This window comes from Streptococcus halotolerans (assembly GCF_001598035.1).
GTDB lineage: Bacteria > Bacillota > Bacilli > Lactobacillales > Streptococcaceae > Streptococcus > Streptococcus halotolerans.
On record NZ_CP014835.1, the window covers coordinates 1,933,712 to 1,955,999 of the forward strand.

A 22,288-nucleotide genomic window follows, 5' to 3' on the forward strand; every position below is an offset into this window, starting at 1 on the left:
ACAATATCATTTGCAATAATTACTTCCAATGCCTTCACGGGAAGAAGCTGTCTTCCAAGAGCTCAAAATCATCTCTGTTTTTAGTGTGCTAGAGAAGGAGTTCATCCTGCCATTGTTTAAGATATTCCCTTTGGAGAAGGTCGTATTCGTAAAAAATATTTAACTCCAGAGAGGAAGTGCGAAAATGTTGTATCAAACAATGCTAGAACGACAAGAACTGGTAAGATCATCTTAGGCGATAAGCGCTAGATATTTTAGGTCTTTATATTGCGCTTTGTCAAGGAAGCACGGCTCACTGGTTGTATGGAGACTGTTATACAGATTTTTCAATGATGACCTACTGTTTAGGGTAAGAAGGAATTCATTAAGGGAATCTGTTCTAGAGCCTTTTGATAGCAAAAAACTGACGTTTTGGTAGGATTGTGCTAGAATAATGACAATTGTAGACGGAAAGAGGAGGCTAGACAATGACAATGTTGCTTTCACCTGTCGAGATGGCAGGATTAACCTTAAAAAACCGTGTGGTGATGTCGCCGATGTGCATGTATGAAGTTCACAAGGAGGACGGCCTTCCAACGGCTTTCCATCGCGCCCATTACGGAGCGCGTGCTATTGCTGGAGTTGGTCTTATCATTCAAGAGGCAACGGCGGTTGAGGCTGATGGACGTTTGACTAACCGTGACTTAGGGATTTGGACGGATGAGCAGGCTAATGCCCTCGCTGAGATTGTCGATGACTTACATTATTTAGGGGCGCAAGTGGGTGTCCAACTAGGACATGGCGGTCGCAAAGCCCATGATGCTATTGATCCTATTGCACCAAGTGCCATTGGTTATGGCAGTGATTACAGAGTGCCGCGTGAGATGACTTTAGAAGATATTGAACGTGTCAAAAAAGCCTTTGTGGAAGCGGCTAAACGGGCTGATAAAGCAGGCTATGACATGATTGAACTTCATGGAGCACATGGTTATTTGATTAATCAGTTTTTGGAGCCTCAATCTAATCAACGTAGCGATAAATACGGTGGCTCTCTCGAAAACCGTTTCCGTTTTTTGAAAGAAGTGATTGAAGAGATTAAGAAGGTCTTTTTGAAACCAATCTGGGTGCGTTTGTCTATGTCAGCCTATGATGAAACTGGTGTCCAAAATACCATCAAAGATTACCAACAACTGGGGAAATGGTTGGAAGAACTGGGGGTAGCTTGTTTGGATATTTCTACAGGCGGTCTTATGAATGTTGGTCCTAATATTCCAATTCATAGTGGTTATCAAGCAAGCTTTACTGCTAAAATGAAAGAAGCTGTCTCTATTCCAGTAACAGCTGTTGGTCTTTTGGATAATCCTGGCTTAGCAGAGTATTTATTACAAAATGGTCAAGCAGATTTGATTTTACTTGGGCGGGGCATTTTGCGCAATGTCAATTGGTTAGCAGATGCAGCAGCCATACTTCATGATCATGACTACGAGGTTTATAATCATTCTTATAAGCGTGGTCAAGTCACCTAAATGAGCGTAGCAAATAGTTGTAACTTCCTTAAGAATTCGTTAAAATAGCTTTACATTAACCGTTAGGAAGCTAGCTTTGCTTGATGTCCTAAAAAGAAAGAGGTAAGATATGACACAAGTGGTAACTGATGCAAGTTTTGAAAAGGAAACGGCAGAAGGTCTCGTTTTGGTAGACTTCTGGGCAACATGGTGCGGCCCATGTCTTATGCAAGCGCCAATCTTGGAGCAATTATCCCAAGAGTTTGATGAAGATGAACTCAAAATTGTTAAAATGGATGTTGATGAAAATCCACACACAGCACAATCATTTGGCATTATGTCAATCCCAACCCTTCTTTTCAAAAAAGATGGGCAAGTGGTTAAGCAAGTTGCTGGTGTCCATACTAAAGATCAAATCAAAGCTATTGTTGCAGAATTAAGCGCATAAAATAAGCTAAAAACGGGCCTGAGTGCTCGTTTTTTCTTTTGGTTGCTGGCATCATGCTTGCGGTAGCCTAGTGAAGCAACTTGATCAAAAAAGGTAGTGGAACTTTGTTATAATCATATATCCTGATGCGCTAAGCAGTGCTAGAAGCACCTATAACTGTTAAAAGACTTATAGTCTTCGAAAATCAAAAGTAAGCATTGTTAGCTTGATTTGATGAACTTCAGTTCTATATGCATCGGCGTCGTCTAATCTACTTTTGATGTTCAGTGAGTATTAGCTATCAGTGAAGAGATCAAGGCATTGAACGATTATTTTGGCTAGTTAGGATCTCCTTTTATGACAACGAACAGTGATTGAGGTTTTCGTAGTTAATCTCCAGTTAGCCAAAGGTAGTAGCCCCTAATGGCTTAATCAGACAAAAAGCTAACCGAGTTTAGAGAGAACATCAAGTGTGCCATATGGCTCAGCAACTCTATAATAACTATGGTTAGGCAAGATGAGTCCGGCAGAATCAAGGGAAATTTACTCTATTTTACCAAAGAGTCTTTGAATCAGCTGAAGAAGCTGGACTAGCATTGCTATGGCGTTCTACACTCCAGTAGTGGTGGTAAGTATAGGATTCAACTTTTTACACAGGGGTCTTCCTGTCTTATAGGACCGCATGTAAAAAGGATTATGTTATAAGATGCTTTTGTGTGAGAGTGAGGGGTAACTTAGTTTTCTGACCTGATTTTGTAAAAATAGATTAGTTTTTGAGATAAAATTAGTCAAAACACTTGACTAATAAAAAGCAATTAGTTAAACTCAATATAGTAAAAGAATTTGACTAAAGGAGTCATTATGACGAGAAATCTTACTTTTAATCCCTATATTAGGAGTATGGATGAACAATTCAGTCTTTATGAATGGTTTGCCCGTCAATACGGTTTACAACGAAAGTCTATGCAGATTTTATTTTGGATTAAACGTTATCCTGAGATGACGGGAGACTATATTACTCAAAAAATGTTGGCACAAAAAACCTACTCGTCCAAACAAGTGGTCAACGCGGCCATTAAATCTTGGCGACAAAAAGGTTATCTTCAATTGTTGGAAAATCCAAGAGATAAACGCCATAAGTTTATTCGCTTGACTACTGAAGGTCAATCCTGGGCCGAAGAAATTTATCAAAAAATATCATTTATGGAGAATCGGGCAGCAGCCGAACTTTCAAAAGATGAGCAAGATTTATTGAATAAATTGACTATAAAATACAATGCAGCCCTCAAACAGGAAATGGAGAAAATGTATGATTGAATTTGATTATGTCAGCAAGTCTTTTGGTGACAAAGTTGTCCTTAAAAAACAGAGCTTTACGATAGCTGATAGCGAATTTTTGGTTTTGGTTGGACCATCTGGTTCTGGGAAAACAACGATTCTCAAAATGCTCAATCGTTTGATTGACTTAACAGATGGCAAAATTATCATCGATGGCACTCAGCAAAGTCAACTAGATTTACGACAACTTCGTCTTTCCATGGGCTATGTCTTGCAGCAGATTGCTCTGTTTCCTAACCTAACAGTCGCTGAAAATATTGCCCTTATCCCTAAGATGAAAAAATGGCCACCAGAGCGAATCAAGGAGCGATCCCAATACTTTTTAGAACGCGTTGGTTTGACACCAAGTAAGTATCTCAATCGTTATCCTAAGGATTTGTCTGGTGGGGAGCAGCAACGTGTTGGTATTGTACGCGCCATTATTCATGAACCAGAGTATTTGCTGATGGACGAACCTTTCTCAGCCCTAGACCCGATCAGTCGTGAGCAGTTGCAACTTTTGACTAAAGAATTGCATGAAGAGTTTGGGATGACGACCATCTTTGTCACGCACGATGTTCGCGAAGCTTTGGAGTTGGCTGATCGTATTGCTGTGCTCAATCAAGGGGAACTGGTTCAACTCGCTAGTCCGCAAGAAATCCTTGATCAACCAGCAGATGCTTTTGTAGCTGAATTATTTGGAGGTGTTCGCCATGACTAATTTGATTGTGACTTTCCAAGCCAAATTTGGTGACTGGTTGACAGCTCTTGTAGAGCACTTACAGATTTCCTTGATTGCCCTGTTGGTGGCTATCCTAATTTCTGTGCCCCTGGCTATTTTCCTTAGTAAGCGTCAAAGTTGGGCAGAAGCTAGTTTGCAGGTGACAGGTGTTTTTCAAACGATTCCTTCATTAGCGCTCTTAGGTCTTTTTATTCCCTTTATGGGGATTGGTACCTTACCAGCGGTAGTGGCCTTGGTTATCTATGCGATTTTTCCCATTATGCAGAGTACTGTGACGGCTATTGCGAGTATTGATCCTAGCCTGATTGAAGCCGGAACAGCTTTTGGATTAAATCGTTGGGAACGTCTAAAAACGTTTATTCTGCCGATTAGTATGCCAATCATTATGTCAGGGATACGGACTTCTGCTGTTATGATTATCGGAACGGCAACCTTGGCTTCTCTTATCGGTGCTGGTGGATTAGGCTCTTTTATCATGTTGGGGATAGATCGTAATAACAGTTCGCTTATCCTGATAGGGGCGATTTCGTCGGCTATTTTGGCTATTCTCTTTAATGCCGTCTTGAAAGTTTTGGAAAAAGCAAAGCTAAGAACCATTCTGCTTTCTTTTGCTGTCATGGTCTTTGGGCTTTTGATGACCTATGCGCCAACTATTTTTAAAAACCTTAGCCACCGTGATGATACCGTCGTTATTGCTGGAAAACTAGGGGCTGAGCCCGAGATTCTGATTAACATGTACAAGGAGCTGATTGAGGATCAAAGTGACCTCAAGGTTGACCTTAAGCCTAGCTTTGGTAAGACTAGCTTCCTTTATGAGTCCGTAAAATCAGGTGATATCGATATTTACCCCGAATTTACGGGGACGGTGACAGGTAGTCTTTTGAAAAATCCTCCGAAACTCTCTAATGATCCCAAAGAGGTTTATACCGCAGCCCGTGATGGGATTTTAAAACAAGATGGCTTGGCTCTGCTAAAGCCGATGGCTTATCAGAATACCTATGCCCTAGCCGTTACCAAGAAGTTTGCTCAGGAAAATAATGTGTCCAAAATTTCTGATTTAGTAACTGTGCAAGACAAGCTAGTGGCAGGATTTTCTTTGGAATTCAATGACCGACCAGATGGTTACCCAGGTTTACAAGATCTTTATGGTCTGAATTTTAAGGTCAATACGATGGAGCCGGCTTTGCGCTACCAAGCGATTCAGACCGGTGATGTCAATATCATCGATGCCTATTCTACGGATAGTCAGATTAAGGAGTATGATTTGGTCATTTTAGAAGATGACAAGCAGCTCTTTCCGCCTTATCAGGGCGCTCCATTGATGACAGAAGCATTCTTGAAAGAACATCCAGAGCTTAAGAAAATCCTCAAACAACTAGCCGGTAAAATCACCGAAACCGAAATGTCTGAGATGAACTATCAAGTGGACGTTAAAGGAAAAGATGCAGCACAGGTAGCGCATGATTATTTGGAAAAAGAAGGATTGCTAAAAAAATAGAAGAAGACATATGACAAACTTTAAAGATTTATTGATTGATGATTTAAACCGTGCAGTGGCTCGATTTGAACGGGCTTTTCAAGAGGTCAGCGTGGAGCAAGCGAATAGCTTTCCAGTTGCTGATAAGGCACCACAGATTAAGTCCATGGCTTGGTTGCTCTGGCACACAGCCTTGGTCTTGGATATTCAGATTGCTGAATTGGCAGATCAAGAATCGCTACTTAAGAAAAACGGGTGGGAGCAAAAATTACCATCAAGTTCCAGCCCAAGCTGGCTTCATACTTTAGAAGAAGCGCAACAGATTAGAGTTGCTAATCTGGATGATTTATTTACTTACTTTAAAGAAGTCCAAACTGCCGCCGTCAAGTATATTCAGTCGCTACAAGAAGCAAATTTGAATGAAATTGTTGATGATTCTTGGACACCAGCTGTCACTCGTGGCGTACGATTGGTATCTACGCTGGATGACATCACTATGCATTCAGGACAAGTTTTTTATGCAAGACGGTTGCTGGGACTAAAGGATTAGGTAAGCTAAAGGAGAAGAAACATGTTAGCAATTACAGGTGTAACTGGAAAGTTGGGAACGCTTTTAGCACGAGATTTGTCACAAAAAGGAATATCTGCCCGACTACTGGCTCGTCGACCTCAAGCAGTTGAGGATTTGCCGCACATGACTATTTACGAGTCTTACTATGATAAGAGTCAGACAACGATAGATGCTTTGATGGGTGCTGATGTTCTGTTTATGGTGTCGGCGCGTGAATCTCTTGAACGTGTGGCTGAGCATAAAGCCTTATTAGATGCTGCTAAGAGTGCAGGTGTTAAGCATATTGTTTATACTAGTTTCTGCCAAGCATCGGCGGATGCTACCTTTACCTTGTCACGTGATCATGCGGCAACAGAAGCCTATATCAAAGAACTAGGTCTCACCTATACCTTTATCCGAGATAATTTTTATATGGATTTCTTTGTTGAATTATGTCGAGAATATGACGAAATCAAGGGTCCAGCTGGTAATGGCAAAGTTTCAGCCGTTGTTCGTGAGGACGTCGCAGCGGTTGCTCTCGAGGTTTTGCAAAATCCTCAAAACTTTGAAAATCAAGTCCTTAATATGACGGGGCCTGAAAGCTTGTCTATGGCTGAAATTGCTGAAATAGTAGGCAGAGCTTGGCGAAAAGAAATCTCATATGTGGAAGAGACACTCGAAGAAGCCTATGATTCTAGAAAAGCTTGGCCAGCAGAAGACTGGGAATATGATAGCTGGGTGTCAACCTACACTGCCATTGCAAAAGGAGAGTTAGAAGCTGTTTCTAGTGACATCGAACGTGTTCTAGGACGACCAGCAACTTCTTTAACAGAATTTTTGAATTCACAAATGGATTTTAATCATTGATAAATACCTACTTCAGGGAGAAGTTTCTTGAGTAGGAAATCAAAAAAGACTACACTAAGTCAAACCTCGAGCCAAGTGGTTCGAGGTTTGTTTATAGCTATTTGAAGCAAGACTAGAGCAAAATTCCCTCAAGAAAAGTATCGCGATTGGACGATGTTTTTCTTGAGGTTTTTAGTCTGGATCCCTGTCTTCTCAATAGACTAGCACTTCGATGAGTAGAGAAGCAGAGGTAAAAGTTATCTCATCACTGGACTATTTGTATCTCATTTTACTAGATTATCCATTAATGAGGCATTTCTTTCTCATTTAGGATGTCTCCTTTGAGGATTTCTAAAAATCGTTTAGCGACCGGAGATAAGATAGCCTGTTTTTTCCAAAGTATTTGGATCCCATCATGGTTGTCATGATTAAGGTATCGAAAGGTCAAGTCACTATGTTCAGAGGAGGTGTCAATAAGGCCATCTAAGGCCAGTGCAATACCAGCTCCTGCTTTGACAAGTAGAGCCGCGTTATAGATGAGGTTGTAGCTACCGACAATGCGATAATCACCCAAACCAGCAAACATCCTGCGATCAACAGAGGACTGGGCAGAGACTAATAGTGGATAAGAAAGAACATCTTGCAGATTGACGATACCTTTTTCAGCTAAGGGATGCTGTCGTGGCATAAGGACCCCCCAACGGTCTCTGTTCGTCAGCGATATATGATTGTATTTACGACGATCAAAGTCTCCAATAGTAATGCCGAAATCCAGTAGCCCTTGGTCCAAATCTTCATAGACTTGATCAGCGTTTCCACTACGGATGTGGATGCTAGTTGACGAATACTTGCTTGTTAATTTGGTGACAGCTTTGGCAATGACATCAAGCGACTGGCTTTCAGCAGCTCCGATGGTTAGTTCACCAGAGATGCCTTCTTGTTGCTGAAGATGGTATTGTGTTTTATCAACTAAATTGAGGATTTCAATGGCTCGATTATAGAGGTACTGGCCATCATCTGTTAATTGAATTTCCCGACTACCCCGGTAAAACAAAACAGTTCCCAACTCTTTTTCTAGGTCCTTGAGTTGACGCGATAGGGTGGGTTGGGTAATGTGGAGGGCAGCGGCAGCATTAGAAATCGATTTTGTTTGCACGAGAGCTACGAAATAAGTTAGTACACGAATATCCATTGTTTAGTATTAAAGGTCCTTTCTTTGACAGTTATTATACCATGCTTTTTAGGCATATAAAGTATTTTATATAAGTATTTGTTATGATTGTTCTTGTTTGATACACTAATCCTAACATCTAAAACAGGAGATACTTATGATTGATCAGAGCTTTAAACCCTTTTTAAATACTGGCAAACTGGTACCTGAGGCAGATGGTTTGCGCACCATTATTAGTCAGATTCAAGAAGAAAACAAACCCTTGATCCAAGAACTTAATACACAGGTGCAAACTTATGACTCAGCACGTCTTCTCGTAGAAAAAATAACTCAAGATCAGATTGATCCGACAACAATCATTAATGTCCCTTTTCAGACAGACTTTGGACGCCACATCAGCTTTGGCAAACGTGTTTATGTCAACATGGATGTTTTTATGACAGACTTGGGTGGGATTACCATTGAAGATGATGTCCTCATTGCCCCTCGTGCTAAGATTTTGACGGTTAACCATCCTTTGAAACCTAGTGACCGGCATAAATTAGAGCTCAAGTCGGTTACACTCAAACGAAATTGCTGGATAGGTGCTGACGCAACGATTATGCCAGGTGTGACCGTTGGTGAAAATGCAGTCGTTGCAGCAGGCGCCTTGGTGACCAAGGATGTTCCAGACAATACACTTGTAGCCGGTATTCCTGCAAGAGTCATAAAACAGCTGTAAACACTTGACTTAGAGTTGACTTCAAGGTGTATCCTAGGAAAAGAGGAGGAAATAAAATGGGAGTATTTAAACCAATTTTTCCAAAAGGGAAACCTAACGAAGCCTATGCTTCGGTATTTACTGGACAATCTTATCTAGCAGCGCTGGCTCAGGCACCAGACAAGCAATTTGCTATTGCCAATGTTACTTTTGAACCAGGTTGTCGCAATAATTGGCATGCCCACCAGGACGGCTATCAACTATTGTTAGTGACCGATGGGGAGGGCTTGTATCAGGAAGAGGGAAAACCAGCTCAACTACTAAAGGCCGGAGATGTTGTTGTTACACAGGCAGGTGTTAAACATTGGCATGGTGCTAAATCAAATAGCTGGTTTAGTCACGTGGCGATAACTGCTGGTAGAGCTGAGTGGTTTGAACCTGTGAGTGATCAAGAGTATATCGCTGCACAAGCAACATCACCGAAATGATCTAGACAATAGAAAGAAGTTTCAATATGGTAGAAACAATCAAACAAACTGCTGGACGCGACCAGCTTGGCGACTTTGCACCAGATTTTGCTCACTTCAATGATGATGTGTTATTTGGTGAAAATTGGAATAATCAGGACATAGAGCTCAAAACCCGGTGCATTATTACAGTAGTTGCTCTCATGTCATCTGGTGTGACAGATCGTTCACTAACCTATCATTTGCAAAATGCCAAAAATCATGGTGTGACCAAAGAAGAAATCACTGCTACCTTAACACATGTAGCTTTCTACGCTGGCTGGCCAAAAGCATGGGCAGCCTTTCGTTTAGCGAAGGAGGTTTGGGCAAACTAAGAAATATGTCATCACATTCTGGGAGAGCAGCAAGCTATTGAGCATTCATAATTATTTTTCCCTTGGTTGGTTGATAAGTCTATGTGTCTTTCGGAGAAAATCTGAAAGGCCTGTTTAGCTAGTCAAGCCTCGCTAGTGGCTAGCCATTACGCTATTTTAAACGGAGTGTAACTAGGGACTTGAGTTGATGGCTGTTAAAATCTTATGTGACAACAGAAATGGTAATTGAAAACAAACAATAAAAGGAGCATTCTATGAATATCAAAAAAGCAGCAGAACTTGTAGGTCTAAGTGCGGATACCATTCGCTATTACGAACGTATTGGTCTGGTGCCAGCGATACCAAGAACTACTTCAGGCATTCGTGATTTTCAACAGACTGATTTGGATGCTTTAGCGTTTGTAAAATGCTTTCGAGCGGCAGGCGTTTCTGTAGAAAGTTTGATTGAGTATATGGCACTCTATCAAGAAGGAGATAAAACACGTCAGGCACGCCTTGAAATTTTACAAGAAGAGCATCAAAAAATGCAGGAGCGCTATGATGAACTTGGTCAAGCACTTGATCGTTTAAATCTTAAAATTCAACATTACCAATCTCCTACGTTTGAGACAGAGATAAAAGATAGATGAGAGTGTTATTAAGACTAGTGATAATCGTTCCGCTAATCTTACTATTAGCTTCTTGCAGTCAGAAAAACAGTGAGGTAGAAAAAGACATGGTTGCTGTGCATAAGATTCAACTAAAGATTGACCAAAAACCGGTAGAAGTCACTTGGGAGAAAAATGCAGCAGTTGAAGAACTTGAGAGACGCTTGTTGGAAGGTGAACTTGAGCTACGGTTAACGGCTTATGGTCGTTTTGAGCAAGTTGGCCCTTTAGGGATTGAACTCCCTAGTCAAGATAAGCCGCAAACTGCTAAGGCTGGGGATATCATGCTTTATAACAGTGACAAGCTGGTTATCTTTCACGGTCAACATTCTTGGACTTATACCAAGTTAGGTAAACTCTCAGGTGATCATTTAGACCTAGTAGCGTTATTGGATAAGCCGCAAGTTTTAGTAACTTTATCAATCAGAAAATGAAATAAAGCACTTGAGTTGGAGTAGACTCTAAGTGGTAAACTATAATCCCCCTTAGAAATGAATTTAACGAAATCCGTGCTTACGCTATTTAGTCATTAGAAAAGAGGTTTATGATGACAAAAACATTTGACATTTATTCCACTATCCAAGCACAAAAGGTTCATTTTAACAATCGTTTTGGGATTGAGGTAGCTGCAGATTTGTATTTACCCGAGAACTACGAAGACAAGCTATGGCCGGCCATAGTGGTTTCTGGTCCTTTTGGTGCCGTTAAAGAGCAAGCCTCAGGCTTATATGCTCAAGAATTTGCCAAAAATGGCTTTGTTGCGCTAGCCTTCGACCCATCATTTACCGGCGAGTCAGGAGGCGCTGTTCGCAACGTAGCAGAGCCAGCTATTTTTGCGGAGGATTATAGCGCAGCCGTTGATTATCTCGGTAATCTGCCTTATGTGAATCGTGACCGCATTGGTGCTCAGGCCATTTGTGGCTTGTCTGGCATGGCATTGACCGCAGCTGGAGCAGATACTCGTATCAAGGCGGTGGCGACGGCTTCCATGTACGATATGTCCAAGTCTATGTATCTTGGCTATAAAAATAGCTACAGCGATGACCAAAAAGCAAAACTTCGTGATTATGTTAGTCAGCAACGCTGGATAGATGTGGATAAGGGTGCTACCGAAACGGGCCATTATTCTCTTGGCTACCACGAACTTGGTTTTGACACAGCGGGAAACGTTATGTCAGACGATAATCTCTTCCCTAAGCAATTGCCAGAAGATGCCGATTCTATTGCTAAAGCTTTTTTTGATTATTATCGCACATCTCGTGGTTACCATGAACGTTCGATTAACTCTACGGCTGCTTGGACAGCAACGACGCCGATGTCCTTTTACCAATTTCCGCTCTATGCTAATATCAAGGATATTTCACCAAGGCCTATTCTTTTTGTCGCCGGTGAAAATGCCCACTCGCTCTATCATTCTGAGGAAGCCTACGCTCTTGCCAATGAGCCTAAAGAGTTACTTATTGTCCCAGGAGCAGATCATGTAGATCTTTATGATCAAAAGGATAAGATTCCGTTTGATAGATTGGTTGAATTTTTTGCCCAACACTTGTCATTGCAGAAATGACTTTCTAAAGAGATTGTGTCGCTATAAGGTAGAAGTCAGCATTGTCAGTATGAGCTTAATCCATTCGGACAGTGAAAGAAGTTTGCTGGAAAAGCTCCCCCCAAACGACAGGGTATGGAGTCTAAAAAGTTTAGAATGAGAAAGCTTGCAGCTAAATGCAAGCGCCACTATTTATACATACAGAAAGGATGATTTGGTCACTGACGTGACTGAGCTCACCTACCGTCTCTGTAAGAAGGTCAAACTAGCCTGGTGATTTGGCATCGTTGTTGACTTTTCTATTTTGACGTGACGGTTGTGGGCTAGGTATCTTCTATGAAAATGAAAACTGCTATTTTTGAATCTGCTGGTCAGATGATTATTGAAGAGGTAACCAAACCCTCTATTCAAGCTGCCGATGATGTGATTGTTAAGGTTGTTCGTGCCTGTGTCTGCGGCTCAGATTTATGGTCTTATTCACATGGCGATAATAAAAAGGCTCACTCAGAAAATTCTGGTCACGAAGCTTTAGGGATTGTGGAAGCAGTTGGTGCTGACATTACCACAGTGGTGCCAGGAGATTTTGTTATTGTACCGTTTACACATGGATGTGGAGAATGTGACGCCTGTCGTGCTGGCTTTGATGGAACCTGTGACAAGCATGAAGCACCGACTAACTGGTCAAATGGTTTCCAATCTGAATACATTCGCTTCCATTATGCCAATTGGGCACTCATAAAAGTTCCTGGTCAGCCGAGTGATTATTCAGAAGGAATGATTAAGTCGCTCTTAACCTTAGCTGATGTGATGCCAACAGGTTACCATGCTGCTCGTTGTGCTAATGTTCAAAAAGGAGATAAAGTCGTTGTGATTGGAGATGGTGCTGTTGGACAGTGCGCTGTCATAGCTGCTAAAATGCGAGGTGCTTCTCAAATTATCCTTATGAGTCGCTATGAAGATCGGCAACGATTGGCGCTTGAATTTGGTGCTACTGCAGTGGTAGCTGAACGTGGCCAAGAAGGTATTGCCAAAGTTCGCGAAATTCTAGGTGGTGGAGCAGATGCTGCTTTAGAGTGTGTTGGAACGGAAGCTGCCCTTGAACAGGCTATTGGTGTTCTTCATAACGGAGGCCGCGTTGGCTATGTTGGCGTACCTCATTACAGTGACCGCCCCATTGGCTCAACGTTTGCCCAGAACATTTCATTTGGCGGAGGATCAGCCTCGGTCACCACTTATGATAAGGCATTTCTCCTTAAAGCGGTTTTAGATGGGGACATTAATCCAGGAAGAGTCTTCACTGATACTTATCAATTAGACGATATTAACCAAGCCTATCAAGACATGGCTGATCGGCAAACGATTAAGTCTATGCTTGTTGTTTCTTAAGAAAATTTTAAGCTATGTTAGATATACTCTAAGCATCCTAAAACTTTTCTTTTTCATAATCTCCTAAAAACCAGATGGCTCGGCTGTCTGGTTTTCTTATGTTACAATAGGTGTGAGGTGATTTTTATGGCTATAAAAGCAGTGATTTTTGATATGGACGGTGTCCTTTTTGATACTGAAATATTTTACTTTGAGCGTCGAAAAAAATTTTTAGCGCAACAAGGGATTAATATAGAACATCTAGCACCAAAAGATTTTATTGGAGGCAATGTCAAGCAATCTTGGCAGCTAGTCTTGGGTAATGATTATGATAACTGGGATATTCCCAAATTGGAAGAGGCTTATCGCCAGAAAAAACAAGAGCAGCCTGCTCCTTACCCTGAACTCATCATGCCTGGAGCAAAAACTGTTATCCACCGTTTGAAAGCGGACGGCTATCGTCTGGTTTTGGCTTCAAGTTCGGCTATTTTTGATATTGAACGGGCTCTTAAAGGTTCAGGCTTGTATGATGCTTTTGAGATTATCTTATCGGGTGAAGATTTTCCAGAAAGTAAACCTCATCCAGCTATCTACCAAGAAGCTATTGCTCAATTAGGAGTTGAGAAAAATCAAGCCTTAGTCATTGAAGATAGCCAAAAAGGGATAGCAGCCGGAAAGAGAGCTGGCTTGAGAGTGGTTGCCCTTAAAGATGAACGCTTTGGCGTTGATCAAAGTCAAGCGGATGCTTTTATCAACCACTTGGAGCAATTGCTTGATTTGCTAAAATAGAGACTAGAAAAACAGCCTTTTGTGTGGAGGCTGTTTTGTTTATCTTTCATTGCTCAGATATTCTGCTAACATCTTTTTTTGAGGAGTTGCCATAGGGTAGTTGTCCAAATGATCGATGCTAACCCAATGAAGATGTTCTCCTTCTGGCAGGTCTTCTTTTTTGATAAGACCCTCGACCAAAGTCATTGTCCATTTTTGATGACTAAAAGTATGTTTAATTTGCTTGAAACTTCGATTGGTCCAAGTTGGTTTTATGGCATAGCTTTTTTCAAAATTATCTTTTTGTGAAAGAGGTTTTAAAAGGGAAGTTGTGTCTTCAAAAAGATTGGTCTGTTGACCGATAAGTGACGTTTCTATAATGGGAAAAGACCAGAAGCCATCCAATAATCGTCCCTGCATCTTTTTTTCAAGAAGTAATTCTCCCTCCTGATTTCGGATGATAAAAGCTTGACATTCTAAGGGTTTTGGTTTTTTCTTAGGCAACTTGATAGGATATTTGTCATAAGTACCATTTAGATAAGCAGCGTTAAAAAAACGAATAGGGGATTCATCAGGTCGAGGGTTTTTAGCGGACTCAATATCTGTCCCTAAGTCCATCAAAGCTTGATTGAAATCGCCAGGTCTCTCTGGATCAATTAACCTTTCCATGATAGCTTGGAAAATTTTCCGATTCTTGGGGTCACCAATATCATAATCCACTTCAAAAAGTCTAGCCATGACCCGCATAACATTGCCATCAACGGCTGGTTCAGGCAGCTGAAAAGCAATGCTTGCAATTGCGCCAGCCGTGTAAGGTCCGATTCCTTTGAGGGAAAGGATATCCTCATATCGTTCTGGAAAAGTTTCGTCAAAGTCTGACATGATTTGCTGGGCAGCTTTTTGCATGTTTCGCACGCGAGAGTAGTAGCCTAATCCTTCCCACGCTTTTAATAATTTTTCTTCTGGAGCATTAGCCAAATCAGCCACTGTCGGGAACCATTCTAAAAAGCGCTCGTAATAGGGAATCACTGTAATGACTTGTGTTTGTTGTAACATGATTTCACTAATCCAAATGTAGTATGGATTATTTGTGCGTCGCCAAGGCAAATCCCGCTTTTCTTGGTCATACCATGTTAAGAGTGTGCGACGAAAGGAAGCAATCTTGTCATCATCCCACATTTTGATGCCGTAATCTTTTAAATCTAACATATTTCTATTGTAACAAAGAAGTGTCTTTTGAACAGAAAAAAGCTCCTAAGGCGATAGGAATTGAAGGTACAGCTTAACTGTTGACAGTTTTTCTAAGTTTTAAGAGTAACAAGCTTACGTGTAGAAGAGATTTCTAACAGTGGTGTCGGTATAGTGGTTGCCATTATTTTCTGTTGAGAGTTCAAAGTTGGTCGGTGTGTTTGGAGTTGGAGGGTTTATAGTCTTTTGAATTAAGATTGTAACATCTTCGCTTTCGCATTACCCTACTCAATTGCTGCCCGCTTCTCAGTTCTTTATCTCAAAGTTAATTCATTCGACTATATAAGATTGCTATTTATCTATGGTAAGGAGTTTGGTGCCTTGTAGACTAGTGGTCAAGGCCTTTCGGTATGACTTGCCAGCTAAAAGCTACTTTTTGCTACTGCATATAAGTCTAGCTTCACAGAAGTGCTGTTTTTCTTTTTTTGATTTGAAAAGGCAACACTTTTCTGTACAATTTTTATAAAGTGTTTTTTGTCAACCGATAACTCGTCGAGCCATGGGGGTTTGATAGTTGAGACTACCGTGAATGCGATGATGATTCCACCAGTGGACGTAGTCCTTGGTTTTGAGAGTTAGTTCTTCAAGTGAATGAAAGATTTCTTGATTAATAAACTCAAGTTTGAAGGAACGATAAGTACTTTCAGCCACGGCATTATCATAAGGACAGCCTGATTGACTAAGTGAACGGGTGATACCGAATGCTCCTAACACCTCATCAATCAGCTGATTATCAAACTCCTTACCACGATCAGAATGGAAAAGATTGACCTTGGTTAGGGCATAAGGGATACTCTGAATCGCTTGCTTTACGAGCTCTGCGGTCTTCTGCCAACCGACTGACAGACCAATGATTTCACGATTATAGAGGTCTATTATCAAGCAAACATAAGCCCAGCGCTTACCAACACGGACATAAGTTAAGTCTGTTACAATCGCTTCAAGTGGCCTTTTTCGATTGAATTGTCTGGCTAAGCGATTTGGAATGGATGCTTCATTTTTCCCTTTAGAATGCGACTTGAAGGTAGTCTACTGGTAAACAGATACGAGATTCCATCGCTTCATGATCCGACGAATGCGACGACGAGACAAGAGGATTCCTTCTGTTTCCAGACATTTCTTGATCTTTCGAGCACCATATCTAGATTTGCTCTCAAGGAAAATCTGCTTAACTTTTTCTTCAAGCTCTGTTTCCGATACTGGCTCTATGGCTTTGTAGTAATAGCTAGAACGAGGGAGGTTCAACCAACGACACATGGCTGAAATGCTGTATTTATCCTTGTTAGCAGTGATTATTTGCCTTTTTGTGCCATAATCACTGCCGCTTGCTTTAGGATGTCTAGCTGCATTTCGAGTTCTTTATTGCGTTTTCTAAGGGCTATGAGCTCCCGTTGGTCCTCTGTTAGATTATCAACCGATTTGAAGGAACCAGTTGTTTTAGCTTGTCTCACCCATTTGTCGAAGGTTGAGGGGGTTAAATCATATTCTTTGATGATTTCGCTACGTTTCATACCTGCATTGTGAAGGTCAACGATTTGTTGTTTAAAGTCATCTGTGAATTGACGACGTACTCTTCTAGACATAACTTTCTCCTGTTTTTGATTACTATTAGAACACTTTATAAATTCTGTCTAGTTTAGTGTAACCGATTCAATTCATCGTAAATGTTAGTGCTGAGATATTTTAGTCAGATCTGTTCAGTGCCATTCCTTTAAAGCTCCTGGCGTCAGAAATGGACATTTTGACTTTCGACCTAGCCAAGACATTATCACTTTCGAATGATAAAAAAGAGGTCTACTAATGTTTTTTCTTGACAAAAGAAAGCGCATACAATATAATTAAAGTACAAAGAAGGATGACAGAAGAAACAGATTTATAGGAGGTAATCTTATGATGAAACCACATGTCGCACGGTACAAGAACGGAGATAGTTAAGTCTCCGGATAAATAGTAGGCAAACTTTACACCTTATTAACTTTACATTTTGCGTATCAAAGTGATCACTGATAAAACTTTTAGTATAAGATATAACTGAAACATTTTACTGACAAAGTTTCTAGAACTTGTTTTCAATTAGGAGGTAACACTCATGATGGAATTCAATAAAGGACGCTATAAAAACGGAGACAGTTTAAGTTATTGCAGCAAATAACTTAAAGACAAATCCGTTGTTAATAGGTATTGTTTATTTCTCACGATGAGAAATAGGTATTAGTTTTATTTTGATAACATGGTGATTAACCACCGATTGAGCTCAATAAAGTCGTCGCGTTACTCAGGGTGTGCTGAAAAATAAACTATTGTTAATGTCACTCAGGTTGTGCATATATCAAAAACGTAAATTCAGACTTGTTTAAAGACAATATGGAGGAACGCCTATGCTAACATTTGATATTGGACGTTACAAGAACGGTGACAATTAAGTCAGTGTCTATAGTCACTCAGGTTAATGGATCATTAAAATGAGGTGAACGATGCTAAGATTTAACATTAGCCGTTATAAAAACGGAGACAATCCTCTTTACTGAAGTATTAAAGGAGGACGATATTATTCAAAATATAAATAACGAAATTAATAAAAACTTTAATGACGCTAGATACTCCTTATGAAATCGTACATATGAAAGGAGAATTATATTTTAGACGAATATTTTACACATTAAAAAGGTACTTACAAGCGTGCAGTAAGTATCTTTTTTAATTTTGTGAAAGACTTGACAGAATCAGTTAAAGTGCTAAAATAATCATGTTAAGCCGATTTAGCTCAGTTGGTAGAGCAACGCACTCGTAACGCGTAGGTCACAGGTTCGATCCCTGCAATCGGCATCAAAATATAGACAAAAGCCCTTGAAATAGGGCTTTTAAGATTGAAGATAATCTTCCTTTTGGAGGTTTGGTTTTTTGGTAAGACGGGCATGTCGTAAATCTGAGATGAAAGTCCACCGTGGGTACCTGCCACCGGTGAAGCCAATAGCGGCTCCCAAGACTAGCTATCGTGAGGTAGTGGATTAAAACAGTCTATCCCCAGACTGTTTTAGAACTTGTATTCACAATTGTGAATACAAGTTCTTATTCCTATTAACCCCTAGTCTATGGAAACAAATACGTATCCCTAGAGTTTCTGGAAATAAATTACTCTTCAATTATCCTATCAAACCTACTAGATCTGTCCATACTCTTATTTTGGTACTTCTCCCTATATGCTAAAAAGCCTTAAAATCAAGGCTTTTTACTATCTCTTTCGTTCAAAGACTTCTAGGCCTTTATGAGCAGAACTACGTACTCAGCGGATCGCTGTTATTGTATCACTACGTTTTGCGACAGCTATCGCATGGGCAAATTATATCCTTCTGCTTCTCTGATAAATCAGTTCGTACAAGCAGTGATGTTACTTCAACGTGTACGGATAGCAGGTACCTATACTGTCGCACGCAATAGAATGGGTACTGTTTGAAAGTATATTGTGGAACGGAGCCTGCCCTCAAAAATCAAGAACATTTATGAAGAGTTTGCCAAAAAAGAGTTATAAGGTGCAAAATGCTATTCCCAAAAGTTATAATTAAGTTTTTTAAAATTTCCTCATTGAAGAATCATATAAATCAACCAAAATATCTATCAAAACTTTGAGGCTAGGTGTCCGATTATCCTTGTGCGTAACGAGAACAAATTCAAACTGCTCAGGACAATCAAAAGGAATCCAAGCAAATTGATCAGAGTGATCATTCAGATAGCCTGGAGAGAGACAGATTGCCTTGTCACTTGCAACCTGTATCAGCGTAAAATCGTGCGTCGGACTATTATAGTAATGGATAGGAACAGATGACAGAACTCGTTGTTGAACTTGACGTAGAGTAGCAGATGAACCACCATTCACAAGCAAGGTCCGATGAGCTAAATCGTTAGTTGTAATGAGGTCTTTCTGAGCAAGGGGGTCTGAATTCTGACAAAGAAGATAGATCTGGCTGGTAAACAGCGGATAGGTGCGTACTCCTGTCAATTTCTCAGCTTCCTCTTTCGGCAGTAAAATAATGTCCAATTCCTTGCTCATAAAGGAGTTGATGAATCTATTGGGTGACTGGATTTCAGGAACAATCTGAACAGATGGCTGTTTTTCTTCAAAAATTTTGATGGCTTTCGGTAGATAATAGAGTGAGGTACGAGCCTGAAATCCAATTTTAATCGCATCTTTGTATCGCTCCCCCATATTTTGTGCCTGCTCAATAGCAAATTGCAGTTCGCGTGAAATACGCTGCAGGGAGATGATTAGCTCCTCTCCCGCAGGTGTCATACGGATGCTTTTTCCGACACGATCGAAAACAGCAAAACCGACTTCCTCTTCAATCGTTTTGATTTGATAAGATAGCGATGGTTGAGAAATATAGAGATTCTCAGCTGCACGACTTAAGTTTAGTGTCTTAGCTGTTTCAATGAGGTAGGTCATTTGTTTGGTATTCATGGTATTTTCCTTATAAAATAATTTGATAAATAATCGAAAATAAGTATTGGATAATTTTATTGTAAGGGTTTATAGTAAGGATATCAAGCAAAATGGAAGTGAGTAAATGAGCAGACGAATAACTGCTAAGAGTATCATCGTGATTGCAAGTTTTGTTTTGGGACTTCAGGGTTATACAGAACAATTCGTAGCTAAAGATACATCTGTTTTATTATCTCAACCTACTAATTCTGAAAGGAGAGACAAAATGTCAGAAGAAATAACCTTAAAAAATCTCTATCGCCAGGTCAATCAGGCCATGGTAGATAAGGATATTGAAACACTTAAACGGATTCTAGAACCAAATACCTTGCTGGTGCATATGACAGGTTATCAGCAACCGGTGGAAGAATGGTTAGATCAGATTGAGACAGAAGAGATGAAGTACTATTCTTGGGAGGAAGATGTCATTAAGGATGTCACCATCTCTGGAAATCATGCCAGCCTTATCGGTCAAAGCCGGGTGAAGGCTCGCATCTGGGGATCTGGTCCATTTATGTGGCGACTACAAATGAAGATGTCTTTTGAAAAAGTAGATGGGCATTGGAAAATTAGCAAACAAGTAGCTAGTGCTTATTAAGAGGAGGTCCATCATGACAAAAGTAACGATTATTGGTGCCACAGGGTCGCTCGGTCGAGCAGCGACAAAAACAATATTAGAAGAAACAGAAAGTGAACTGACCTTGTTCTCACGGTCAGCCAACCGTCTGTCAGACCATGTGCGCGTGACAAAAATTGCAGCTAGTATCTTTGATAAAAGTGCATTAGAACAAGCTATTGGTGGTAGTGACTTAGTTTTTGTGGCCTTATCAGGAGATTTGCCAGCTATGATAACTGCTGTTATAGATGCCATGAAAGCAAAAACTGTCAGAAGAATTATCTTTGTTTCTTCCTATGGGATTTATGGAGAATTGCCTGGTCAAAATGGGCGTGTTGATAGTATCTTGAGGTCTTACCGTAAGGCAGCAGATATCCTAGAACAAACAGACCTGGACTACACTATTTTGCGACCGGGTTGGTTTGACAATTCACCTGATCATTCCTATCAGCTCATTCCCAAAGGTGAGATTATCTATGGCAATACCATTTCGCGTGCAGCTATTGCAGATTTTGTGAAAGACGTTGCCTTAAAAACGAGCAGATATCAGAAAGAAAATTTAGGAATAGTGCGTGATTAAAGGAGCAACTTAAGTATGTCAAAAGAAAGGTGTTCAGCATTTTTTGATGCTGTCTTAGCCATTATTATGACGATTTTAATACTAGAATTAGAAGTTCCACAAACATTGAATGTTCAAGGTTTGTGGAAGATAACTCCTAGTATTTTTAGCTATGTTTTATCCTTCTTTTGGTTGGGAACCATGTGGGTAGGTATTCATAATATTTGGCACAAAGCGACTAAAATTAGTAGCTTAACAGTGTGGACACAACTCTTGCTATTGTTTTTCGTTTCATTCTTTCCATATACCACAAAAATTGTTGCTGCACATTTTCAAAATAGTTTTACACAGGTCATGTACGGTATGATTACCATTTTAGTTTCAGTCTGTGTAACTTGGTCAAATTATACGCTGGTTCAAGCTGATAGGAATAATAAAATACTGATGACAGAAGTCAAATCCAGTGTCTTGATGTTATGTGTTGATTTAGCAGTGAAATTTATCGGTTTATTATTAGCGGTTACAGTGTATCCACCAGCAATGATGTATAGTATTTTAATAGCTGGTTTTCTTATTATTTTACCACACAGGGTAGTCAACGACTTAGCTCGAAATAACTAAATTAGGAGAATATATCATGACAAAAGATGTTTTATTAGTAACAGGTGCAGGACAAATTTCACTCGCAATTGTGCGTCGAATTGGCTATGGAAAGAAAATTGTTTTAGCTGATAAATCACTCGAAAATGCATGGAAAATTGGCAAAATCCTTCTAGAAGCTGGTTTTGATGTCGAAGTGATGGAAATGGATTTGTCTTCTCGTGAGTCTATCCAATCTATGATTTTACGGGCTCAAACGTTTGGTCCGATAAAATATCTAGTCAACGGTGCCGGGGTTTCACCGTCTCAGGCTTCTATTGAAACCATTTTGAAAGTTGATCTTTACGGGACAGCTGTTCTCTTAGAAGAAGTTGGTAAGGTGATTGAAAGTGGTGGTTCTGGTGTAATAATTTCCAGTCAGTCTGGTTTTCGTATGCCAGCTTTAACAGCTGAACAAGACAAACAACTAGCTACAACAGCAACCGAAGATTTGCTTAGCTTGGACTTTCTTCAACCGAAAAATATCAGAGATGGTTTGCATGCTTATCAGCTTGCCAAACGTGCCAACGAAAAACGCACCATGTATGAAGCAGTGCGTTGGGGTAAGCGTGGTGCTCGTATCAACGATATAGCTCCAGGTATCATTGTAACGCCACTTGCTTTGGATGAATTTAATGGTCCGCGCGGAGATTTTTACAAGGAAATGTTTGCTAAATCCCCTGCTGGTCGTCCTGGAACAGCAGATGAGGTAGCTGATTTAGCCGAACTCATCATGAATGAGCGAGCACAATTTATTACTGGTTCAACCTTTTTAATTGATGGAGGAGCGACTGCTGCCCATTTTTACGGAGGCTAACGACAAGCTTACAGGGAACCTGATAAAATAATGAACAATGATAAGGAGAGCATG

Annotated in this window: 22 protein-coding genes, 1 tRNA gene and 1 pseudogene; 20 read left to right on the top strand and 4 right to left on the bottom strand. The window is 40.4% G+C overall.

Translation table 11 applies throughout. The annotated features are described in order from the left end of the window. Positions 1 to 467 precede the first annotated feature (467 nt). The 7 genes from A2G56_RS08850 to A2G56_RS08880 all read left to right on the top strand — a co-directional run bounded on the left by A2G56_RS08850 (position 468) and on the right by A2G56_RS08880 (position 6,864). Positions 468 to 1,505, top strand: coding sequence for an NADH:flavin oxidoreductase/NADH oxidase (locus tag A2G56_RS08850; protein WP_062711671.1), 1,038 nt, complete (start codon positions 468 to 470; stop codon positions 1,503 to 1,505). A gap of 109 nt (positions 1,506 to 1,614) precedes the next feature. Next, a complete protein-coding gene (gene trxA, locus A2G56_RS08855; protein WP_062711674.1) occupies positions 1,615 to 1,932 on the top strand; it encodes a thioredoxin in 318 nt (105 codons plus the stop codon). A gap of 840 nt (positions 1,933 to 2,772) precedes the next feature. Next, on the top strand, positions 2,773 to 3,228 hold the full coding sequence (locus A2G56_RS08860) for a MarR family winged helix-turn-helix transcriptional regulator (RefSeq protein ID WP_062711677.1): 456 nt from the start codon (positions 2,773 to 2,775) through the stop codon (positions 3,226 to 3,228). Continuing rightward, positions 3,221 to 3,949: an ATP-binding cassette domain-containing protein gene (locus A2G56_RS08865; RefSeq protein WP_062711679.1), complete on the top strand. Its 729-nt coding sequence runs from the start codon at positions 3,221 to 3,223 to the stop codon at positions 3,947 to 3,949. The genes A2G56_RS08860 and A2G56_RS08865 overlap by 8 nt, the downstream gene beginning before the upstream one ends. Then, positions 3,942 to 5,468 carry an ABC transporter permease/substrate-binding protein gene (locus tag A2G56_RS08870; protein WP_062711683.1) on the top strand — a complete coding sequence of 509 codons (1,527 nt, stop codon included), beginning with the start codon at positions 3,942 to 3,944 and terminating at the stop codon, positions 5,466 to 5,468. The genes A2G56_RS08865 and A2G56_RS08870 overlap by 8 nt, the downstream gene beginning before the upstream one ends. Before the next feature lie 10 nt (positions 5,469 to 5,478). Next, complete coding sequence (locus A2G56_RS08875; protein ID WP_062711686.1) at positions 5,479 to 5,997, top strand: DinB family protein; 519 nt, start codon at positions 5,479 to 5,481, stop codon at positions 5,995 to 5,997. A 21-nt stretch (positions 5,998 to 6,018) separates the two neighbouring features. Then, complete coding sequence (locus A2G56_RS08880; RefSeq protein WP_062711689.1) at positions 6,019 to 6,864, top strand: SDR family oxidoreductase; 846 nt, start codon at positions 6,019 to 6,021, stop codon at positions 6,862 to 6,864. Between the two features lie 283 nt (positions 6,865 to 7,147). Here the strand turns inward: A2G56_RS08880 and A2G56_RS08885 are convergent, their stop codons facing one another. Further along, positions 7,148 to 8,035, bottom strand: coding sequence for a LysR family transcriptional regulator (locus A2G56_RS08885; RefSeq protein ID WP_062711692.1), 888 nt, complete (start codon positions 8,033 to 8,035; stop codon positions 7,148 to 7,150). A 136-nt stretch (positions 8,036 to 8,171) separates the two neighbouring features. Between A2G56_RS08885 and A2G56_RS08890 the strand changes: the two genes are divergently transcribed. The 8 genes from A2G56_RS08890 (at position 8,172) to A2G56_RS08925 (ending at position 13,899) form a co-directional block, all read left to right on the top strand. Beyond that, a complete protein-coding gene (locus A2G56_RS08890; RefSeq protein WP_062711695.1) occupies positions 8,172 to 8,735 on the top strand; it encodes a DapH/DapD/GlmU-related protein in 564 nt (187 codons plus the stop codon). A gap of 56 nt (positions 8,736 to 8,791) precedes the next feature. Beyond that, on the top strand, positions 8,792 to 9,202 hold the full coding sequence (locus tag A2G56_RS08895; protein WP_062711698.1) for a cupin domain-containing protein: 411 nt from the start codon (positions 8,792 to 8,794) through the stop codon (positions 9,200 to 9,202). A gap of 26 nt (positions 9,203 to 9,228) precedes the next feature. Continuing rightward, the gene (locus tag A2G56_RS08900; RefSeq protein ID WP_062711701.1) at positions 9,229 to 9,555 is read left to right on the top strand and encodes a carboxymuconolactone decarboxylase family protein; all 327 of its coding nucleotides are present in this window, start codon (positions 9,229 to 9,231) and stop codon (positions 9,553 to 9,555) included. Between the two features lie 254 nt (positions 9,556 to 9,809). Further along, a complete protein-coding gene (gene nmlR / locus A2G56_RS08905) occupies positions 9,810 to 10,184 on the top strand; it encodes a stress response transcriptional regulator NmlR (RefSeq protein ID WP_062711704.1) in 375 nt (124 codons plus the stop codon). Further along, entirely contained in the window at positions 10,181 to 10,636 is a 456-nt protein-coding gene (locus A2G56_RS08910; protein ID WP_237334408.1) for a cyclophilin-like fold protein, read from the top strand. Before nmlR ends, A2G56_RS08910 begins: the two co-directional genes overlap by 4 nt. 110 nt (positions 10,637 to 10,746) lie before the next feature. Then, positions 10,747 to 11,766: an alpha/beta hydrolase gene (locus A2G56_RS08915; RefSeq protein WP_237334409.1), complete on the top strand. Its 1,020-nt coding sequence runs from the start codon at positions 10,747 to 10,749 to the stop codon at positions 11,764 to 11,766. Positions 11,767 to 12,087: 321 nt separating this feature from the next. Then, entirely contained in the window at positions 12,088 to 13,131 is a 1,044-nt protein-coding gene (locus A2G56_RS08920) for a zinc-binding dehydrogenase (RefSeq protein ID WP_062712539.1), read from the top strand. A 126-nt stretch (positions 13,132 to 13,257) separates the two neighbouring features. After that, positions 13,258 to 13,899, top strand: coding sequence for an HAD family hydrolase (locus A2G56_RS08925; RefSeq protein WP_062711712.1), 642 nt, complete (start codon positions 13,258 to 13,260; stop codon positions 13,897 to 13,899). A 39-nt stretch (positions 13,900 to 13,938) separates the two neighbouring features. On the opposite strand, the gene mutY is transcribed toward A2G56_RS08925, so the two are convergent. After that, positions 13,939 to 15,087: an A/G-specific adenine glycosylase gene (gene mutY, locus A2G56_RS08930; RefSeq protein WP_062711715.1), complete on the bottom strand. Its 1,149-nt coding sequence runs from the start codon at positions 15,085 to 15,087 to the stop codon at positions 13,939 to 13,941. Between the two features lie 516 nt (positions 15,088 to 15,603). Then, positions 15,604 to 16,709 (bottom strand): annotated as a pseudogene (locus tag A2G56_RS08935) (IS3 family transposase). A gap of 1,170 nt (positions 16,710 to 17,879) precedes the next feature. Between A2G56_RS08935 and A2G56_RS08945 the strand changes: the two are divergent. Beyond that, positions 17,880 to 17,952, top strand: a tRNA-Thr gene (locus A2G56_RS08945). A 742-nt stretch (positions 17,953 to 18,694) separates the two neighbouring features. Here A2G56_RS08945 and A2G56_RS08950 read toward each other — a convergent pair. Next, positions 18,695 to 19,582, bottom strand: coding sequence for a LysR family transcriptional regulator (locus A2G56_RS08950; RefSeq protein ID WP_062711721.1), 888 nt, complete (start codon positions 19,580 to 19,582; stop codon positions 18,695 to 18,697). A gap of 247 nt (positions 19,583 to 19,829) precedes the next feature. On the opposite strand from A2G56_RS08950, the gene A2G56_RS08955 reads away from it, so the two are divergent. The 4 genes from A2G56_RS08955 to A2G56_RS08970 are packed head-to-tail and all read left to right on the top strand — an operon-like array spanning position 19,830 to position 22,234. Then, the gene (locus A2G56_RS08955; RefSeq protein WP_062712541.1) at positions 19,830 to 20,201 is read left to right on the top strand and encodes a nuclear transport factor 2 family protein; all 372 of its coding nucleotides are present in this window, start codon (positions 19,830 to 19,832) and stop codon (positions 20,199 to 20,201) included. Between the two features lie 13 nt (positions 20,202 to 20,214). Next, positions 20,215 to 20,799 (top strand): NAD(P)H-binding protein, encoded by a 585-nt coding sequence (locus A2G56_RS08960; protein ID WP_062711724.1) that lies wholly within the window; start codon positions 20,215 to 20,217, stop codon positions 20,797 to 20,799. 15 nt (positions 20,800 to 20,814) lie between these two features. After that, positions 20,815 to 21,399 carry a TMEM175 family protein gene (locus A2G56_RS08965; protein WP_062711726.1) on the top strand — a complete coding sequence of 195 codons (585 nt, stop codon included), beginning with the start codon at positions 20,815 to 20,817 and terminating at the stop codon, positions 21,397 to 21,399. A gap of 16 nt (positions 21,400 to 21,415) precedes the next feature. Then, positions 21,416 to 22,234: an SDR family oxidoreductase gene (locus tag A2G56_RS08970; RefSeq protein WP_062711729.1), complete on the top strand. Its 819-nt coding sequence runs from the start codon at positions 21,416 to 21,418 to the stop codon at positions 22,232 to 22,234. Positions 22,235 to 22,288 lie beyond the last annotated feature (54 nt).